This window comes from Ferrovibrio sp., assembly GCF_965278975.1.
Classification (GTDB): Bacteria; Pseudomonadota; Alphaproteobacteria; order Ferrovibrionales; family Ferrovibrionaceae; genus Ferrovibrio.
Map to the genome: position 1 here is coordinate 3,414,792 of NZ_OZ257126.1, position 19,195 is coordinate 3,433,986.

The 19,195-nt window shown below is 64.0% G+C and carries 18 protein-coding genes; 11 read left to right on the top strand and 7 right to left on the bottom strand.

All coding sequences use genetic code 11. The features are described 5' to 3' along the window. The first annotated feature begins 102 nt into the window (after positions 1–102). Positions 103–1,302, top strand: a complete 1,200-nt coding sequence (locus ACQY7X_RS16095; protein WP_428246430.1) for a pentapeptide repeat-containing protein — start codon at positions 103–105, stop codon at positions 1,300–1,302. Positions 1,303–1,449: 147 nt separating this feature from the next. Then, positions 1,450–3,354 carry a methyl-accepting chemotaxis protein gene (locus ACQY7X_RS16100; protein WP_428246431.1) on the top strand — a complete coding sequence of 635 codons (1,905 nt, stop codon included), beginning with the start codon at positions 1,450–1,452 and terminating at the stop codon, positions 3,352–3,354. A 107-nt stretch (positions 3,355–3,461) separates the two neighbouring features. Here the strand turns inward: ACQY7X_RS16100 and ACQY7X_RS16105 are convergent, their stop codons facing one another. The 3 genes from ACQY7X_RS16105 to ACQY7X_RS16115 are packed head-to-tail and all read right to left on the bottom strand — an operon-like array spanning position 3,462 to position 5,724. Next, positions 3,462–4,031 (bottom strand): hypothetical protein, encoded by a 570-nt coding sequence (locus ACQY7X_RS16105; RefSeq protein WP_428246432.1) that lies wholly within the window; start codon positions 4,029–4,031, stop codon positions 3,462–3,464. Then, a complete protein-coding gene (locus tag ACQY7X_RS16110; protein WP_428246433.1) occupies positions 4,031–4,381 on the bottom strand; it encodes a rod-binding protein in 351 nt (116 codons plus the stop codon). Before ACQY7X_RS16110 ends, ACQY7X_RS16105 begins: the two co-directional genes overlap by 1 nt. Before the next feature lie 8 nt (positions 4,382–4,389). Further along, positions 4,390–5,724, bottom strand: coding sequence for a flagellar basal body P-ring protein FlgI (locus ACQY7X_RS16115; RefSeq protein WP_428246434.1), 1,335 nt, complete (start codon positions 5,722–5,724; stop codon positions 4,390–4,392). A gap of 195 nt (positions 5,725–5,919) precedes the next feature. Between ACQY7X_RS16115 and ACQY7X_RS16120 the strand changes: the two genes are divergently transcribed. Both ACQY7X_RS16120 and dksA read left to right on the top strand, forming a co-directional pair. Then, positions 5,920–6,351 carry a flagellar assembly protein FliX gene (locus tag ACQY7X_RS16120; protein WP_428246435.1) on the top strand — a complete coding sequence of 144 codons (432 nt, stop codon included), beginning with the start codon at positions 5,920–5,922 and terminating at the stop codon, positions 6,349–6,351. 222 nt (positions 6,352–6,573) lie between these two features. After that, positions 6,574–6,993: an RNA polymerase-binding protein DksA gene (gene dksA, locus ACQY7X_RS16125; protein ID WP_428246436.1), complete on the top strand. Its 420-nt coding sequence runs from the start codon at positions 6,574–6,576 to the stop codon at positions 6,991–6,993. A gap of 75 nt (positions 6,994–7,068) precedes the next feature. Here dksA and ACQY7X_RS16130 read toward each other — a convergent pair whose 3' ends face one another. The 4 genes from ACQY7X_RS16130 to flgF are packed head-to-tail and all read right to left on the bottom strand — an operon-like array spanning position 7,069 to position 10,274. Next, entirely contained in the window at positions 7,069–7,881 is an 813-nt protein-coding gene (locus ACQY7X_RS16130; RefSeq protein WP_428246437.1) for a flagellar basal body L-ring protein FlgH, read from the bottom strand. A 32-nt stretch (positions 7,882–7,913) separates the two neighbouring features. Then, positions 7,914–8,693 (bottom strand): flagellar basal body P-ring formation chaperone FlgA, encoded by a 780-nt coding sequence (flgA, locus tag ACQY7X_RS16135; RefSeq protein WP_428246438.1) that lies wholly within the window; start codon positions 8,691–8,693, stop codon positions 7,914–7,916. A 26-nt stretch (positions 8,694–8,719) separates the two neighbouring features. Further along, complete coding sequence (gene flgG, locus ACQY7X_RS16140; RefSeq protein ID WP_428246439.1) at positions 8,720–9,505, bottom strand: flagellar basal-body rod protein FlgG; 786 nt, start codon at positions 9,503–9,505, stop codon at positions 8,720–8,722. A gap of 25 nt (positions 9,506–9,530) precedes the next feature. Continuing rightward, positions 9,531–10,274, bottom strand: a complete 744-nt coding sequence (gene flgF / locus ACQY7X_RS16145) for a flagellar basal-body rod protein FlgF (protein WP_428246440.1) — start codon at positions 10,272–10,274, stop codon at positions 9,531–9,533. Positions 10,275–10,508: 234 nt separating this feature from the next. Between flgF and ACQY7X_RS16150 the strand changes: the two genes are divergently transcribed. From ACQY7X_RS16150 to ACQY7X_RS16180, 7 genes are all read left to right on the top strand, one after another. After that, positions 10,509–11,015: a flagellar basal body-associated FliL family protein gene (locus ACQY7X_RS16150; RefSeq protein ID WP_428246441.1), complete on the top strand. Its 507-nt coding sequence runs from the start codon at positions 10,509–10,511 to the stop codon at positions 11,013–11,015. Between the two features lie 37 nt (positions 11,016–11,052). Next, positions 11,053–12,099 (top strand): flagellar motor switch protein FliM, encoded by a 1,047-nt coding sequence (fliM, locus tag ACQY7X_RS16155; RefSeq protein WP_428246442.1) that lies wholly within the window; start codon positions 11,053–11,055, stop codon positions 12,097–12,099. Next, a complete protein-coding gene (locus tag ACQY7X_RS16160) occupies positions 12,099–12,656 on the top strand; it encodes a DUF6468 domain-containing protein (protein WP_428246443.1) in 558 nt (185 codons plus the stop codon). Before fliM ends, ACQY7X_RS16160 begins: the two co-directional genes overlap by 1 nt. A 2-nt stretch (positions 12,657–12,658) precedes the next feature. Next, a complete protein-coding gene (locus ACQY7X_RS16165; protein WP_428246444.1) occupies positions 12,659–13,618 on the top strand; it encodes a MotE family protein in 960 nt (319 codons plus the stop codon). A 191-nt stretch (positions 13,619–13,809) separates the two neighbouring features. Continuing rightward, entirely contained in the window at positions 13,810–15,213 is a 1,404-nt protein-coding gene (locus tag ACQY7X_RS16170; RefSeq protein ID WP_428246445.1) for a DUF1217 domain-containing protein, read from the top strand. A 9-nt stretch (positions 15,214–15,222) separates the two neighbouring features. Then, positions 15,223–15,618 (top strand): response regulator, encoded by a 396-nt coding sequence (locus ACQY7X_RS16175; protein ID WP_428246446.1) that lies wholly within the window; start codon positions 15,223–15,225, stop codon positions 15,616–15,618. 182 nt (positions 15,619–15,800) lie between these two features. Beyond that, positions 15,801–19,175 (top strand): tetratricopeptide repeat protein, encoded by a 3,375-nt coding sequence (locus ACQY7X_RS16180; protein WP_428246447.1) that lies wholly within the window; start codon positions 15,801–15,803, stop codon positions 19,173–19,175. The last annotated feature ends 20 nt before the right edge of the window (positions 19,176–19,195 follow it).

Sequence of the window (19,195 nt, forward strand, 5' to 3'; positions counted from 1 at the left end):
TCTGCGGCAAAACCCCCTGGAAAAGGGGGCGGCGGGCTGCTTTACTAAGCCCCGGAATTCAGGGGAGTTGGCAGCGGAATGGACTCCAATTCCAGGGCTTTCATGCAGACGGTGACCGCGCATCACCGCTACCTGTCCGGGCAGGGTGGTGGCAAGCGCCTGATGGTGCGCAATCTCGAATTGTCGCGCCTGTCATTGACCAATCTCGACCTGCGCGAAGCCATTCTTTCGGGCTGTAACTTCACCGGCTCGCTGCTGCGTGGCAGCCGCTTCGATGGCTGTGACCTGTTTTCCAGCGACTTCAACAATGCTGACTTGCGCGGTTCCAGCTTCCGCAAGACCGACCTGCGCGCCGTGAATTTCATGGACGCGAGACTGACCGATGCCGATCTCTCCGAGGCCGACCTGCGGCCGGGCCAGCTTGTCACCTGGAAGAATGGCGCGCAGCAGACCAGCGAGCGCGAGACCAACCTGCTGAATGCCAATCTTGATGGCGCCAATTTGAGCCAGGCCGATCTCAGCCAGGCCAACCTGATGATGACCTCGGCCAAGGAAGCGAATTTCAGCGGCTCGAACCTGTTCGCCGCTAATCTGGCGGGCGCTGATCTTTCTGGCGCCAATCTTGCCGGGGCACGGCTGCGTGAGGCAGTGCTGGTGGGGGCAAATCTGGCGCGCGCGCGGCTCACCGGGGCCGATCTCTCCGGCGCCAATCTGCGCAATGTCGATCTTTCGGCGACCGATCTTTCCGGTGCCAACCTGACCAACGCGGCGATGCGCAATTCGGATGCGCCGGTGCCGTCCTGGCTGCGGATCAAGCTGGATCTGCATTCGCTGTGGATCAACACCAATGGCGCTAAGGGCCAGCGCTTCGATATCAGCGGCAAGACGCTGGCCGGCCTCGATCTTGGCGGTTTCGATCTGCGGGCGGCTTTGTTCCGCGCCGCCGACCTGCACAATATCGTGCTGACCGACTGCGACCTGACCATGGCGGATTTCACCGATTGCGATCTGGTGGAGGCAACGCTGGATGGTTCCAATATGGCTGGGGCCACTTTGCAGCGTGCCAAACTGCTGCGCGCCAAGCTGCGCGGCGCCCGCTTCGGAGCGCTGCAATTGCTGGACGGGCAGGGGCGGCCCACCGGGCGAAGCTGGAATGCCAATCTCAGCGAGGCCAATTTTACGGGGGCAGACCTGCGCGGCTGTCAGTTCCGTGGCTCGAAGATGGATGGCACCATCCTGGCCGGCGCCAATCTGGCCGGCAGCGACCTGGCGACGCCGAAAGACCCACCTTCTGTCGAGTAGGTTGTAGCGGATACACGACTTTTTGACGAGCCCGCCTCGACGGAAGGTTGTTCCCCCACGGCACGCCCGGGCATAGAATTGTCATCGGGAATAAACGGCAGAGTCGGTCTCATGGAAGACCGGCCGCCAGTCGCAGGGGAGGCGCACATGACCCAGGCTTTGGCCCGTATCGGGCTTGGCGGCAAGATCTATTTCATCGTTTTGTTGGCTGGTCTGCTTGGCGCGACCATGACCTATATGGGCGTGGATGCGCTCCGCACCTACAATGCCAAGCTGGCGCAGATCGAACGCGAAAGCCGGCAGGCGGTTATTGCCGAACAGGTCAACGGCCTGATCAATGCCGTAGTGATGGAATCACGCGGTGTCTACATGTCGGCCACCAACCAGGAAGCCGACCGCTATGGCAAGCTGCTGGTTGATGGATTGAAGAAGATCGATGCGGCGATGCAGGAATGGCGTGCATTGCTGCCGGCGCAGCTTGATGCCGATCGCAACGCGGCTTTCACCAGCGTGAAGCAGTTCATCGAATTTCGTACCGAGCTGGCGCGGCTTGGTTCACAGGAAACCCCGGCCAAGGCACGCGAATTCGGCGACAATGAAGCCAACCGCAGCAACCGCCAGGCATTGAACCGCGCTGTGCAACTTCTGGCAAAGGATAATGCGGAAAATATTGGTGAATTGCGGCGCGAGGTGGATAATTATTACGCCCACCATATTGCGCGGCTGAGTTCAGTTGGCATCGGTGGCCTGGCAGTGATGCTGCTGGTGTCGTTCCTGATCGCGCGCAGCGGCATCGTCAAGCCGCTGAATGGCCTGTCTGACTCCATGGCGAAACTGGCACGCGACGAGGATTCGCTGGTGCCTGGTGTCGAGCGCGGTGATGAGATCGGCGTGATGGCGCGCAATGTCGAAGTGTTCAAGCGCAATGCCGAGGAGAAGAAGCGGCTGGAAGCTGAGAATGCCGAGCAGGCACGCAGCAGTAAGGCACGGCGCAAGGAACGTGAAGCACAGGAGGCCGCCGCGGCGCGTGAAATCGCCGATCTCTGTCAGCGTATTGCCGATGGCGACCTGTCGATCCGGCTGGATGAGAGCGGCAAGGAAGGCTTCCAGCTTGCCCTGACGCAGCAGCTCAATGGCCTGTCCGGCACGTTGCGCGACATGACGGGTGAACTCGCCCATGTGCTCGGCGGCATGGCGCAAGGCGATCTCGGCCGCTCCATCGCGACCGAATACCGGGGTGTGTTCGGCGAGTTGAAACGCAGCGTCAATGCCACGGCCGCCAAGCTGCGCGAAGTGGCCGGGCGCCTGAGTGGCACGGCTCAGGCGGTGCAGAGTGCCAGCGCGGAAATTTCCGCCGGCAGCCAGGATCTCGCCAGCCGCACCGAGGCACAGGCCGCCAGCATTGAACAGACTGCGGCCTCGATGCAGGAAATCACCACCACGGTGAAGCTCAATGCCGAAAATGCCGCAGCCGCCAGCCAACTCGGTCAGGCGGCGCGCGAGACCGCTGCCAAGGGCGGCAATGTGGTGCAAGACGCGGTCACGGCGATGAGCGGCATCGAGGAAAGCGCGCGGCGCATTTCCGATATCGTGGCGCTGATCGACGAGATTGCGTTCCAGACCAACCTGCTGGCGCTGAATGCTTCCGTGGAAGCGGCGCGGGCAGGCGAAGCCGGCAAGGGTTTTGCCGTGGTGGCGCAGGAAGTGCGCGCCCTGGCGCAGCGTTCCGCCAATGCCTCGAAGGATATCAAGGCGCTGATCGCCACCTCGAACAGCCAGGTGCGCCAGGGTGTCTCGCTGGTCAACCAGGCCGGCGGCACGCTGGTTGATATCGTCGCTTCGATCAAGAAGGTGTCGGATATCGTCGCCGAAATTGCCGCCGCCAGCCGCGAGCAGGCCACCGGTCTTGAGCAGGTGAATACAGCGGTGGGCCATATGGATGAGATGACCCAGCGTAATGCGGCCCTGGTGGAACAGACCACGGCGGCGGCGCAGTCACTGAGCAATCAGGCACAGGATCTTGCCGGCGTGGTCGGATTCTTCCGCGTCTGATACCAATGAAAAAAAGAGCCCCGCCATTGCTGGCGGGGCTTTAGGTGAGAGAGAGGTACTAACGCGAAAGCGTTATTCCCCCAGGAAACCGCTTGCGCGGATCTTGATCAGCACTTGGTATCACTGAACAGCGAAACCGGGCGCTGGGCGCCGTAATTGGCGGAAAGCGAAGTGGAGCGGCCATTGCGGGAATAGCCGTTGCCGAGCTGCTCCATCTTGGTAGCGCCCCGGATGACGGCATTGAGGAAACGCTGATGGCCATCGCGGGCGCCGCGCACGGCGATCTCGTTGTCGCGGGCGACATCGCGCAGTTCATCCAGCAGATCAGCCAGCACCATGCGCTCCTCGCGCGGTGCTTCCTTCAGCGTATCCAGATGCTCCATCATCACCTTCTGCTTTTCCTTGAACAGGCTGGCGATGATGCGCTTGCGTTCGCCGAGTGGGCCAAGGGCGGCATAGTCGTGGCGTTCGATGGCGGCGATTTCCTCAAGCATCAGTCCCTTGAGTTGGCCACCGAGATCGTAGAGTTCCTTGGGCGTCGGTGGCACGGCGCCAGCACCGGTATTGTCGCGCGGCCGGCCCGGTTCGGGTGGCTGGTTGCCGGCGGGACGCTGCAGGCGCCGCGCCAGGGCGGGCGGCAAGCCTTGCCGCTGCTGCTGCTGGAATTGCGGTTGCATCACTTTGCCTCCTGAAGCTGAAGCATCTGGCGATAAACCATGTCGGCGATGCCGACGCCGCGGCTCTGCGCCATCGACTTGCCGTATTCCTGATTGAGGAAGCTGCGCCAGGTGCCTTCCGCCTGGCCGCCGCCGAAGGGACCATCGGTCTTGATACCGGTGGACATGAATTCGAACATCTGGCCGAGGAAGTAGGATTCGAAGTCCTGCGCGGTCTTGCGCATGGTGGCTTCGCTCTGCGGGCCGGCAGCCATGAATTTGCCGCCGGCATCGTTGCTCGCGCGCTGGGCACGGGCCTGCTCGACCGCGTAGTTGTTGACGATGGGGGAGGCGACCTGGGCGTTGATCATGGCGGGCCTCACATCACCTGGATTTCGGCTTGCAGGGCGCCAGCGGCCTTGATCGCCTGAAGAATGGTGATCATGTCGCGCGGGCCGACGCCCAGCGCATTCAGGCCATCCACCAGTTCGCGCAGCGACACGCCGCGCTGCATCACCGCCAGGCGGCGATCCACCTGCTCGTCGATCTGGATATCGGTGCGCGGCACCACCACGGTCTGCGCACCACCGCCAGCCTGGCCCGCCACAGTGGGGGTGCCGGTGCCCGGCACGGCCTGGGTTACGGGATCGAACACAACATTGCCCTGGGCATCGCGCACCGGCTGGCCATCCGGGCCGATGCGCGGCACCTGCACGATACCAGTGGCGGCAGAGGTGCCGGCAATGCCCGGCACAACCACGCCGCCCGGCGCGAAGGGATTCGGCTGCGACACCTGCGGCGTCTCGGTGACGCGGATGGTGAGCTGGCCTTGAGCGATGGCAACGGTATCGATGCGCACATTCGGGCCCATCACGATGGTGCCGGAGCGTTCATCAATCACCACGCGGGCAACCTGGTCGGTCTCCACCTGCAGCTGCTCGATTTCGGTCATGAAGCCGATCAGGTCGGCGCGCCAGCGCTGCGGCACATCGATATGCACGGTGGTCGGGTCGAGCGCGCGAGCGGTGGGCACACCGGCCAGCGTCGACACCGCCTGGCTGATGCGGCGCGCGGTGGTGAGGTCGGGGTTCTTCAGCGCCAAGCGCAGAATGGGCAGCGAGGCGAGTTCGAAGCCGACCTCGCGCTCAACGATGGCGCCGTTGGCAATGCGGCCGGCGGTCGGCACGCCACGGGTGATCTGGGCGGCGGCGCCCTGGGCCTTGAAGCCGCTGACCGCCACGGCGCCCTGGCCGACAGCATAGACTTCGCCATCGGCGCCGAGCAGCGGGGTCACCATCAAGGTGCCGCCCTGCAGGCTCTTGGCATCGCCCAGCGTCGAGACGGTGACGTCGATGCGGCTGCCATGGCGGGCGAAGGGGGGCAGGGTGGCGGTGACCATCACCGCGGCGATATTCTTGGTGGTGAAATTGCCGGCGTCGCGGATGTTGACGCCCAGGCGCTCCAGCATGGCCTGCAGGCTCTGCTTGGTGAAAGGCGCGTTGGTCAGGCTGTCGCCGGTGCCGTCCAGGCCGACCACCAGGCCGTAGCCGATCAGCATATTCTCGCGGATGCCCTCGAAGTCGGCGACATCCTTGATGCGGGAACCGGCCAGGGTCTGGCCCGGCTGCGCCACCAGGATCGCGCAGGCAGCCACGAAGCTGACCGCCAGTTTGGCGGCCTTGCAGCGGAAGCGGTTGGAAGCAGTGCGGATCATGGTGGTCGCTCTCTCTGATCGTTTGACCGATCCGCCGGCAATTCTTGCCAACGCCCGGTCTTGGACCATATGGATGCGAGTATCGTGCCAACGGGAAGGGTATTGATTTTATTGATAAAATAGACGCCGTGCGGTCCCGGATCGGCAAAATTTGCCGACTTTACCGGGTGGAATTTCTCGGGCACCATGCGGCGCATGAGCATTAACAAGATCGGCGGTCCCGGCGGCGTTCAGCCCGGTGCACCCAAGCGTGCCGGCGGCACCGGTTCGGCCGGTGGCGCCAGCTTTTCCAGTTATCTGAAAGGCCCGGAAACCAGCACCGGGGGGGTCACAGGCGCTGCGCCGATGGCGGCCCTGGATGCCACCCTGATGCTGCAGGCGGTGGATGCCGATGGCCATAACAAGCAGGAGCGCCGCCGCGCCGCCCGTCGTGGTTCCGGCCTGCTCGACAAGCTGGAAGATATCCGCGATGGCATGCTGATGGGCCGTATCCCGGTCGACCGGCTGCATGGCCTAGCCCAGATGCTGCGCCAGGAGCGCATGATGGTGGCGGATCCGCAGCTGGCCGAGCTGATCGGCGAAATTGAACTGCGCTGCGAAGTGGAATTGGCCAAGCTCGGCTACTAGGGGCCACCCCCAGGGTCGGACCCAGACCCACCGCCGGCGCCCCGAGACCCGGGGAATCTGCCCAAAGTCACAATTCTTTCATGATTTCAACGGCTTCCGGGGGCAATCTCTGTGCTTGCTCCGGCCCCGGGCGATTCATATACTCCCGCCGCCGTTGCCGGCCCCCCAGTCTCAAACGAGTCGCGTTCCCAGGGGGCAGGGCCGGGTTTTGGAGGTTCTCGCATGGGTATCCAGTTGAAGCCTAATTACCGTCCTGCCGAGTCCGAAGCCTTTATGAATCCGAAGATGCGGGAGTATTTCCGCCGCAAGCTGCAAGCCTGGAAGGACGACATCCTGCGCGAGTCGAACCAGACGCTGCAGCATCTACAGGAAGACACCAGCCAGGAACCGGATATCGCTGACCGCGCCTCGGTGGAAACCGATCGCGCCCTGGAGCTGCGCACCCGCGACCGCCAGCGCAAGCTGATCTCGAAGATCGACGCGGCAATGAAGCGGATCGACGACAACACCTATGGCTATTGCGAAGAGACTGGCGAGCCGATCTCGCTCAAGCGTCTCGAAGCCCGCCCGATCGCCACGCTCTCCATCGAGGCGCAGGAGCGCCATGAGCGCCGCGAGCGGACGCACCGCGACGATCTCTGATTCTTTTCGCAATTGCGGAAAAAAGAAAAGGCCGGTCGTTCTGACCGGCCTTTTTGTTTGCGCTTCCGCTGTCACTTAGAAGGGGAAGAGCACGTCGTAAATCTGCTGGCCGTAACGCGCCTGCTGCACGTTGGTGAGCTGGCCACGGCCGCCATAGGCGATGCGCGCTTCAGCCATCTGGGTGTGGCTCACCGTGTTGGTGGCGGTGATGTCTTCCGGCCGCACGATGCCCTGGATCAGCAATTCGCGCACTTCGTTGTTGACGCGGATTTCCTGGCGGCCCTGCACCACCAGATTGCCGTTCGGCAACACCTGGGTGACCAGGCCGGCGACGCGCAGCGTGATCTGTTCCTGGCGTTGCACCTGACCCTGACCGGTGACCGAAGAGGTGGAGCCGAGATTGGCCGCCGCCGACGGATTGATGTTCTTGAAGATCTTGTTCAGCGTCGAAGCAGTGCCGGCGCCGGTGGTCACGCCGCCCGCACCATCGGAAGCCGATTCAAGGCCCAGCAGGTTGGTGACGTTGGCCGCTTCGCTGCTCTCGCGCGAGGTGGTGGTGTTGTTCTGCAGCGAGGCGCGTTCCTGGATGTCGATATTCACCGTCAGGATGTCGCCGACCTTGGCGGCACGGTGATCCTTGAAGAATTGCCGCGAGCCGGGGCGCCACAGCGAATTGGCCGAGCGGGCGGAAACTTCCGGCGACGGCATCGGCAGGCTCACCGGGCGGTAATCCTTCTGCTCGGTGGGATTATCGATCTTGCTCAGATTTGGCGGCTTGCCGATTTCAGTCAGGCGGCCGACATCACAGGCGGCAAGGCTCAAGGCAACACCGGCCAGCATGATGACGCGGGGGGCGAGGAAGCGGATGCTGTGGCTGAAGCGGGTCATGGCTGGGTCTCTCTCTGGTTTTTTTGTTGTTATCAGTTGCTGGCAATCAAGCGCGGTGCGGTCACCACCTGCACCACGCTGCTGCCGGTGACGGTGGCCTGGATGGTTTTCTTGCTCTGCAGGTTCATCACCTGGATCACATCGCCGATGGCGCCGCCTTCCAGCGCGCGGCCGGTGGTGGTGATGGTCATGCCCGGGGCCTGCGCCACCATGGTGATCAGGCTGTTCTTGGTCACCTGCTCAAGGCGGCCGACATCGTTGCTGCGGATCGGCTGGCCGACATTCAGTGCGCGCTTCGGGGTCAGGCCGACCAGATCGTCCATGCGGTCGATATAGGCCGAGGTGTAGCGGCCCATGGGCACCTGGCGCCATTCCAGAGCCTCGTTGGTAATCACTTCGCCTGGCGCGACGCGGGTGCGCAGCACCGGCATCGCTTCCACTGCGTTGGCGCGGCCGGAAATACGCAGGAATTCGCTGGTGCCGTTGGCGGCCACGGTGCCGGTGAAGCGGCCCGAACGGTCGTCGTAGGTGAAGCTGTCGATGCGCCATTCGGCGCTGGCCGGCAGGGTGATGCCGTTGTCGTTGCCATGGAAGGCAACTTCCACCGGCCGGCCACCGTTGCGCTGCTGGATCATGTTCACGATGCGGCGGGCCACTTCGCGCTCCGAAACGTAGCGCGTCGCGGCAGCCTTCGCGGCCGCGGCCGGCGCTGCCGAAGCGACCTGCTGCTGCGCATGCGCCGGCTGGCTGAGAGCCACGCCAACGGCGAAAGCGCCGGCGGCAGCGAGAAGGAGGAGGGCGGTGCGGGCCATGATGGATCTCCTGGTCTTGCTCTGGATCAGCGCAGGCGGGTGGTGGTCTGCAGCATTTCGTCGGAGGTGGTGATCACCTTCGAGTTCATGTCGTAGGCGCGCTGGGCGGTGATCAGGTTGGTGATTTCCTGCACCGGATTGACGTTCGAGGTTTCCAGGTAGCCCTGGCGCAGCGTGCCGAGGCCCTGGGTGTTCGGATTGCCGACCTGCGGCTGGCCCGAGGCCGGGGTTTCGAGGAATAGATTGTCGCCCACCGCTTCGAGGCCGGCTTCATTGACGAAGTTGGCGAGCTGGATCTGGCCGAGCTGCTGCGGTGCGGTCTGGCCGGTGATGCGGGCCTCGACGATGCCGGTATTGTCGACGCTCACCGCCAGCGTGCCCTGCGGCACGGTGATGTTCGGATTGACCAGGTAACCATCGGCGGTCACCACCTGGCCCTGCGCGTTGACCTGGAACGAGCCGGCGCGGGTATAGGCGGTTTCGCCGGACGGCAGGGTGATCTGGAAGAAGCCCTTGCCGTTGATGGCGATATCGTAGGGATTGCCGGTCGAGCTGAGGTTGCCCTGCTCGTGGATGCGGTAGACACCGGCGGCGCGCACACCAACGCCGATCTGGATGCCCGAGGGCACGATGGTGTTGGCGTCTGAAGAGGTGGCGCCGGGGCGGCGCTGGTTTTGGTACAGCAGATCCTGGAACTCCGCGCGCTGGCGCTTGAAGCCCGTGGTGTTCATGTTGGCAATGTTGTTCGAGATGACTTCAACATTGAGCTGCTGGGCCATCATGCCGGTGGCGCCGGTGTTGAGCGAACGCATGGCTCTCTCCTCTTCCTAAAGTCCGTTAAGCGGTGACGCGGCCAAGCCGCTCGACCGCACGGCGAATACGATCATGTTCGCCGTCGATCAGGTTCTGGGTGTTCTGGTAGTAACGCAGCAGGTCGATCATGTTGGTCATTTCCAGGATCGGCTCGACATTCGAGCTTTCCAGCATGCCCTGCGCGATGGTGGAGGTTTGGGGGGCCACTTCCGGCTCCAGGTCGGTGGCGAACATGCCCTGCGCCGTCTTGCGCAGGCCTTGCTCGTTCTCGAAGGTCACCAGGTCGATTTTGCCGAGCTGGTTGACGCCCACGGTGATGGTGCCGTCGGCGGCGATGGCCGGCGGGTTGTTTTCATTCGGCGGGAACACGATCTCGCGGCCGCGGTTGTCGAGCACCGGATGGCCACCAGCGGTCACCAGGCGACGGTCCTCGTCCAGGCGGAGATGGCCGTCGCGGGTGTAGCGGCGGCCCTGCGGGGTGTCGATGCTGAGATAGCCCGGGCCGGTGATGGCGAGATCGAACGGGTTGCCGGTGTTGTTCAGCTTGCCGTTGGAGAAATCGCGCAGCACGCCGGTATCGGTGACGAAGCTGGAGCGGTTGTTGCGGGTGTCCAGGCTGGTATTGCCACGGTTCAGGTATTCCTCGAACATCACCCGCTCGCCCTTGTAGGCGTTCGAGTTCATGTTCGCCAGGTTGTTGGCGAGCACATCCATCTGCCGCCGCATGGCGGACATCTTGGAAAGGGCGATGTAGCTCGTATTCTCCATAACGCGGCTCGCTTCATCCTGGGGCCGGCTCGGGGCCGGGGTCGCAGAAGGAGTTGCAGGCTCCGTGCCAACTCATTAAGCTGTTGAATAATAAAGAAGAAACTTCGGAAATCCGGGCCGGAGGCAAAAACCGCCGGGCGGCTGGAATGGCCTACCCGGCAAAATCTGCCCAGTGATGACGGTTCGTTAACACTTGCGGCGTATCCATGCGGTGATCGGTAAAGAAGGTCTGCGATGGCTGACGAAACTGAAGGCGAAGGCGGCGAGGGCGGCGAAGGCGGGGGCAAGAAGAAGCTCTCCGGCAAGCGCATGATCGTGTTCGTTGTGGTGCCGCTGCTGCTGGTGCTGCTGCTAGGCGGCGGCGCGGCGGCCTATTTCCTTGGCGTGTTCGGCGGCCACAAGAAGGAAGAAGAGGTCAAGCCGGAACCGCCGAAAGTGACGGTTTTCCATGATTTGCCGGACATTCTGGTGAATCTGAATGCCACCGGGCGGCAGGCCAGCTATCTGAAGCTGAAGGTGGCGCTGGAACACCAGGAACCACTGTCGACGCCGAAGCTGAACGAACTGATGCCGCGCGTGATCGATAACTTCCAGGTCTACCTGCGCGAATTGCGCCCCGATGATCTGGTGGGTTCCGCCGGCCTCTACCGGCTGAAGGAAGAATTGCTGGTCCGCGTCAATCAGGCAGTGGCGCCGATCAAGATCAATGATGTGCTGTTCAAGGAAATGCTGATTCAGTAGCGGCGCTGCTGCTGCATCGGAGCGACAGGAACGGATCATGGCAGATACGGGCGAAGATGGTGGTGGATGGGCGGGCGGCGCCGGCGGTGGCGGCGGCGACGGCGGCTCTACCCGCATCCTGAATCAGGATGAAATCGACAGCCTGCTTGGCTTCGATGCATCCGTTGAAGACGATTCCGACAAGGCCGGTATCCGCGCGATCATCAATTCCGCGCTGGTTTCCTATGAGCGTCTGCCGATGCTTGAGGTGGTGTTCGACCGCCTCGTGCGCCTGATGACCACATCTCTGCGTAACTTCACATCCGATAACGTTGAAGTCTCGCTCGATAATATTACCTCGATCCGTTTCGGCGATTACCTGAACTCGATCCCGCTGCCCGCCATCCTGTCCGTATTCCGCGCGGTGGAGTGGGATAATTACGGCCTGCTCACGGTCGATTCCTCGCTGATCTACTCCATCGTTGACGTGCTGCTCGGTGGCCGTCGCGGCACGGCGGCGATGCGCATCGAAGGCCGGCCCTATACCACGATTGAACGCAACCTCGTCGAGCGCATGGTCAACGTGGTGCTGGACGACATGCGCGCCGCTTTCGAGCCGCTGGCGCCGGTCAACTTCTCCTACGACCGCATCGAGACCAATCCGCGCTTTGCCACCATCGCGCGTCCCGCCAACGCCGCCATTCTCGCGCGCCTGCGCGTCGACATGGAAGATCGCGGCGGTCGCCTGGAACTGCTGCTGCCCTATGCCACCCTGGAACCGGTGCGCGAACTGCTGCTGCAGATGTTCATGGGCGAAAAGTTCGGCCGTGACTCGATCTGGGAAAACCACTTGGCGACGGAACTCTGGTCGACTGACGTGGAAATTGAAGCGGTTCTCGATGAACAGGTGATGACGCTGGGCCAGGTGATGAATCTGGAAGTCGGCAAGACCATCATGTTCAATGCCGCGCCGGAATCGATTATCATGATGCGCTGCGGCGGCGTGCCGATGGTTGAAGGCCGCATGGGCCGCATGGGCAACAATATCGCGATCAAGGTGGATCGCGCCTTGAAGCGTCAAGCCGTGATCGTGGAGGGCATCTGATGAACCTGATGCTGGCCGTTGAGATTGTCGTCGTGGTGCTGCTGATCGGCACGTTCGGCATGTGCCTGGTGCTGAACCGCCGGCTGGGCAATCTGCGCGCCAACCAGGATGAGATGCGCCGCCTGATCGGCGAATTCGACAAGGCGCTGAATCGCGCGCGCCAGGGCGTCGCCGAATTGAAATCCGCTTCCGCCAGCGCCGATGGCGCGCATGAGGAGCGCATGAAGCAGGCCAAGACGATCCGCGAGGAACTTGGTTTCATGATCGAGACCGCCGACCGCCTGGCCGATCGCCTGGCCGGCGAGGCTGCCGGCAACCGCCAGTCCAAGGCCGAGCAGACGCCGACGCCGGAGAAGCCGCAGCCGCCGGCGCGCGCCGCCAATGTTGCCGCCGCCGCCGTGGCCGCAGCCGCAGCCGCCGGTGCGCAATTCCCGGCCCGCCGCCCGGCGCCGCCGGCTCCTGCAAACGCCGCCAATGCTGCCGCCGCCAATTTCAAGGTCGAGCCGCGCTCGGAAGCGGAACGTGAATTGCTGATGGCATTGAGGCAGGCGCGCTGATCATGGCTGATGGTTTCGACGACAATCCGCGCCGTCATCGCCAGGGTATTCCGCCGGCTGCCGCTGCTGCTTATGCCGCCATTGGCCGTTCGGCACCGAAACCGGCGCCGGCTGCAATGATTGCGGCGCCGGCCCAAACCGGCAGTGTGCGTCCAGTCTCGCGTGCGCTTACCAGCCGGGTGCGGCTGCTGCCGCTCACTATTCTCGCCGTGGCTTTGCTGCTCGGCCTCAAGGTCGGTTCGCTGTGGCAGGGCCGCGAGGCACTTTTTGTCCCCGCTGCCGTTGCGCAAGGACAGCAGGCCGCTCCGGCGCAGCAGGCGCAGGCTCCGGCCCAGGCCCAGGGTGGGCAGGGGCAGGGGGCGCCCGCGCGCCTCGCTGGTGGCGCTGCTCCGGCCACCCCGGCCAGCAATGCCGCACAGAATTCCGGTCTGTCTTCTCTGGCCGACCGCGATCCGACCACCTTCACCCGGGCCGAGATCGAATTGCTGGCCAATCTGGCGCAGCGCCGCGAGCAGCTTGAGCAGCGTGCGCGCGAACTGGATCTGCGCGAAAGCCTGCTGGCCGCCGCCGAGAAGCGGATCGACGAACGCATTGCCGAATTGAAGAAGCTGGAAGCCAGCATCAAGCAGGTGGTGCAGAGCACCGACAAGCAGGAGGATGAGAACCTGCGTGGTCTGGTGAAGATCTACGAGACCATGAAGCCGGAAGAGGCGGCGCGCATCTTCGCGCAGCTTGACGCCAATGTGCTGCTCAATGTCATCGAACGCATGAAGGAGGCCAAGGTGGCCGCCGTCATGGCCAAGATGGAGCCGGCGATGGCGCAGGACCTCACCGTCCGCATGGCCACCCGCAAGCAGCTTCCGGCCAACCTGCGGGCCGCCGCCAGCGACCAGCCCGCGGCCACCCCGGCCGCACGGCCGGCGCCGGCGGCTCCCGCTCCGGCACAACGGCCCGGCGGCTAAGGTTCCCCAGGCTTGGGAGGCTCAGGCCTGGGTTCCGGTTGTTAACCTTTTCTTAGGACCCAGGCGACTATCCTGGTTGTAGCATTTACCGTCCGTGGTAATATTGTTGCCAGCACGCGGTACCCCAGAATGGCGGGTGCGGCAGGCAAAGCGGACACAGGACCTTCGGGCACCGCAGGAGGCGGGCTTAAATGGTTACCTCGATCGATATCCCCACTTCATCCAGCAGCGGCATGTCGCCGTTCGTGCTGTATCGCCGCCTGCAGCAGACGGCTGAGAAGAATGCTGGCAGCGCCAAGGAATCCTCCACCCAGGATGCGCTGGCGAAGCAGCTGCTCGATATCAAGAACATGCAGATCCGCATCCGCAATGTGCAGGTGAAGGCGGATAACGCACTCGCTGTCTCCGATGCCACCTATGTGCAGAACCGGATGAACAGCGCCACCACGGTGAATGAGCTGGTCAATGATGACCGCGTGCTCAAGGTGCTGGCCAATGCCTTTGGCGTCAGCGACCTCTACAGCTTCAACAAGCAGCGCCTCAAGGATGTGCTGCTGAGTGATCTGAGTGATCCGAACTCGGTGGCCCGCCGTGGCACCACCAAGGAACTGGAACTGGCCCGCAAGTTCGATCTTGGCGCCACGGGTTCGCTCACCGATACAAACGGCAATGCCGTCACCATTGATGGCAACGGCAAGGTGCGTAACGACGGCACCGGCACGCCGCTGGAAGCCGGGCTGGCCAAGATCAAGAATCTGGTGATCAACAATTCCGGCCAGGTGGCGCTGAATAGCGACGGCAGCCTGCTGACCAGCGGCAACCTGCCCAATGCCACGGCCAATGCCTACACCAAGGCCAAGACCAAGACGCCGGAAAAGGAGCAGACCCTGCCGGCGAGCAATGCCAGCAAGGTCTATGAATTCGATGGCCCGGAATTCCAGCGTTTTCGCAGCCGTGCCGATATCCAGCGCGAGGAAGAGTATTTCAAGGCCAATGTGAAGAGCATCAAGTCGGTGGATGATTTCTTCGCCGACAAGCGCATCATGCGCTTCGTGCTGTCGGCCTATGATCTGGAAAGCGAATTGCCCAATACCGGCAAGATCCGCAAGATCATGGAAAGCAACCTGTCCGATGTGGATTCGCTGGCCAACCGTTTCCAGGATGCGCGCTTCAAGCAGCTGGCGCAGGATCTGGATTTCTTCGGCTCCAAGGTGAGCAAGCTCACCTCGCAGACCGTGGTTGACAATATCGTCACCAAATACGAGCGCCTGAAATACGAACAGTCGCTGGACGAGCAGGCACCTGGCGTGCGTGCCGCCATCGAATTCAAGCGCCGCGCCAAGGATGTGACCCAGACCGTTCAGCTGCTGGGCGATTCCGTGCTGCGCGAAGTGGTGACGGTGGCGAACAACATCCCGAAACAGATCGCCGTGCAGGAAGTGAGTTCCCAGATCACGGCGCTGGAGCGCAAGGTCGACGTCGCGAAATTCAAGGATTCATCCGAAGTCGACAAGATGGTGATCCGTTACCTCAACAACAAGGCGGCGGAGACTTCGGGCGGCACGGGCAATTACCTGCTGAACCTGTTCGGCTAGTCACCGCCTTTGACCGACCGCGCCGGGATTCTGACGCAGCCGATCCTGGTGGTGGATGACCACCGGCCGATGCTGCGGCTGGTGGCGGCACAGCTTGAAGGTCTCGGGTTCCGGGACATCGAGACCGAACTCGACCCGGCGGCGGCCTTGGCGCGGCTGAAGCGGCGGCGCTATGGGGTCATTCTCTCGGATTGGAACATGACCCCGATCAGCGGCCTGAACCTGCTGCGCAATGTGCGCGCGGAAGCGATCAATGCCACCACGCCGTTTATCCTGATAACCGCCGAAGTGGCGCCGGAAAACGTGCTGGCGGCCAAGGCGGCCGGGGTTTCCGGCTATATCGCCAAGCCGTTCGACGCGGCGCAGCTCAAGGCCAAGCTGCAGGCTGTGCTCGGCGCCTTCTGAACCCTCTCTTAACCCCTGCGTAATAGCCTGGAATCCATGGTACATTGCGGCGAATCGGACCTCGCCTGGCTAAGGCGGGGCGCCAACCCATGAGCGAGTGGCGGCGGAACGTGGCAGGGCACGGAGCAGCGGAACGGAAAACGGCAGGGGCGGCGTGGCACACGCGCTCTCCTCTGCTTGTCATGCTGCTGCTCGCCGTGCTGCTGTCGCCCTGGCTCACCGCTGCGTTGTTGCCGGCCTTCGCTCAAGTGCCGCAGACCAATACGCTGCCGATCGGCGCGCCGCAGCCGGCTCCGGCACAGGCTCCAGCTCAGGCCCCGGCGCCTGTCGGCACGCCGCAGCGTATGCCCCAGCCGGCGCCGCAGCAGCAACAGGCCACGCCGGCACCGCAAGCGGCAACGGCCCAGCCCAATACGGCCCAGACCGGGGCCGCTGTGCGGATGCGCAGCGGCGAGCATCCCGATTACACCCGCCTGGTATTCGACTTCCCGCAGCGCACCGACTACAGCCTCGACCGCGAAGGTGGCGCCACCACGCTGCGTTTCCAGTCGCCGTCGCCGATTGATCTCGGCGCATTGGCGCGCCGCCCGCCGCGTTTCGTCACCGGCCTGTCCACGGCAACGGAGAATGGTGCCAACGTGGTGCGCTTCACCACGCCCGAGACTTCCGGCGTGAAGCATTGGCGCGATGGCGGCAAGGTGGTGGTGGATATCGCCGCGCCATCGCAGACCGCGCAAGCGGCGCCGACTGCAACGCCGCAGCCTGCGCCAGCAGCACAGCCGCGTCCTGCGCAACAGCCGACCGCCGCCGCACCGCCGCAGCCTGCACAGACTGCCCCCGCCCAGGCTCCCGCCCAGGCTCCCGCACTGGCACAGCAAGCCGCGCAGCCGCCGCGCCCGGCGCCTGTGCCTGCCCCGGCTCAAGCCCAGGCGCCCGCCGCGCCCAATGGCGCCGCCCAGAATCCGGCAGCCCAGAATCCGGCAGCAATGCCCGCACCCGTGGCACCGACCATGCCGTTCGCGCAGCAGGCGCCGCAGCTTCCCGCCGCCGCCGGCGTGCCGGCGGCTTCGCCGGTGCTGCCGGTGGGCGTGGCCGATGCCGCAAGTCTGATGCCGCCGCGTCCCACCGGGCCGCTCAGCGGCGATCCGCTGGTGCCGGTGGTGGATTCCAGCCGCACCGGGCCGCTGCTGATCTTCCCCTTCACGCGCGCCGCCGCCGCCGCCGCTTTCATGCGCAATGGCTATCTCTGGCTGGTGTTCGACCGTCCCTCGGTGATTGACCTGCGGCCGATCACCACGCGCGACTGGAACGGCCAGATCAGCGATATCGAGCAATTGGCGATCCCGAACATGACCGTGCTGCGCCTGGCGGTGCCGGCCGGCACCACCACGGCCTTCGCGCGGCGCAATGCCGGTTGGTCCATCGCGCTGCATACCGTGCAGCCCGATCAGCTGCGCAGCGAAGGCGAGGGCGAGCAGGCCCAGCAGTCGCAGACACCAGCCAATAGTGGCCGCCCGCCGCCGATCGATGTGCGCCGCCTGCTTGATACCGATACCGGCGCGCGGCTGTTCTTTGCCGCCAATGATCCATCACCGCCGTTGACCGTGCCTGATCCCGATGTGGGCGACAACATCACCGTGGTGCCTTTTGCCGGCGCCAATGGCGGTGTGCCGGAGCGGCGCGATTTCGTCGAGGCGACGGTGCTGCCGAGCTTCCAGGGCCTGGCGCTGGAGAAGAAGGCGGAGGCGCTGGAGGTGCGGCGTTATCCGCGCGGCATTGAACTGGCGTCGTCCAACGGCCTGTCGCTTTCGGCGCCGCGTGGCGCCGATCCGCGCCGCGCCAACAGTGAGATCTTCGACTACAACGAATGGCGCAAGGCTGACGGCAAGACCATTCTTGAGCAGAAGCAGAATATGCAATACCGCGTCTCGATGGCCTCGCCGGGCCAGCGCCCGATGGCGCGGATGCAGTTGGCGCAATTCTATTTCGCCAACGATCTCCATGCCGAGGCGCTGGGTGTGCTGGCCAAGGCACGGCAGGATAATCCCGAGCTTGAGCGCGACAAGCGTTTCCGCGCCATGCGCGGCGTTTCCAACCTCAAGATGGGGCGGATCAACGAGGCGGCGAACGATATCGATTCCCGCGTTTTCGATGATGACCCGGATATGCTCGCCTATCGCGGCCTGCTGGCGGCGCAGCGCGATGACTGGCCCTCGGCGCGCAAGGCGTTCAGCCAGGCTGGTGCTGCGGTGGCGCGTTTCCCGCCTGATATCCGCGCGCCGCTGCGGCTGGCGATGGCGCGTGCCTGGCTCTCGGGCGGCGATCTTGCCGGCGCCGAAGCGGAAGTGAAGGCGCTGGAGAATGATGTGCTGAACCGCGGCCAGCAGGCCGAGGCTTCCTATGTGCGCGGCCTGCTGGCGCAGGCGCAGAACAAGCCCGAGGATGCGATCCGGCAATTCGACTACGCGGTGGCCAGCGGCGACCGCAAGGCGCGCGCCTATGCCGATTATGCCAAGATCGAATTCCTGCTGGCGCGCAAGCAGCTCAACACCCAGGAAGCCATCGACCGCCTGGATGGCCTGCGCTTCGCCTGGCGCGGCGATCCCTATGAATTCAACCTGCTGCGGCGGCTCGGCGAATTGCAATTCGCCAGCGGCGATCTGCGCGCCGGCATCGGCACCTTCCGCCAGCTGGTGAAATACTTCCCGAAATCGGCTGATATCCCGCTGCTCTCCAAGCAGATGAGCGATGAATTCGCCCGCCTGTTCCTGGATGGCGGCGCACAATCGATGCCGCCGCTGGCTGCCCTGGCACTTTACTACGATTACCGCGAACTCACCCCGGCAGGCCCCGAGGGCGACGAGATCATCGGCAAGCTGGCCGACCGCCTGGTCGGCGTCGATCTGCTCAACCGCGCCGCCGAATTGCTTGAACACCAGATTCAATATCGCCTGCGCGGCGAGGACCGCGCCCGGGCCGGCGCCCGCCTTGGCGTCGTCAACCTGCTCGACCGCAAGCCGGAAGCGGCACTCAAGGCGCTGCAAGGTACCGATGGCCCGAACCTGCCGGGCAGCCTGGTGCAGGAGCGCCGCCTGCTGCAGGTGCGCGCACTGGCCGATCTCGACCGCTTCTCCGAAGCCCTCAATCTGCTCGGCAATGACCAGAGCGCGGAGGCGAGGGGCTTGCGCGCCGATATCCACTGGCGCGCCAAGGATTGGGTGGCTGCCGCCCGCGTGCTGAACCAGAATCTCGGCAACCGCTACAGCGATCCCGCGCCGCTGGCGCCGGAAGAGCGCAAGCAGGTACTGCAGCTCGGCGTGGCGCTGTCGCTCACCAACGATGTCGCCGGCCTCGAAGACCTGCGCAAGAAATACCAGGACAAGCTCACCGGCACGCCGGATGCCGAAAGCTTCAACGTGATCGCCTCCACCATCGCACGCGGCAGCGGCGACCCGCGCGAACTCGCCTCGGCCATCGCCCAGATCGGCCAATACGAAGCCTTCATGAGCCGCTACCGCGAGCGCGTAGCCAGAGGCGGCATCACGGCGATTAATTGAGTTTTTTTATTTATTTCTTG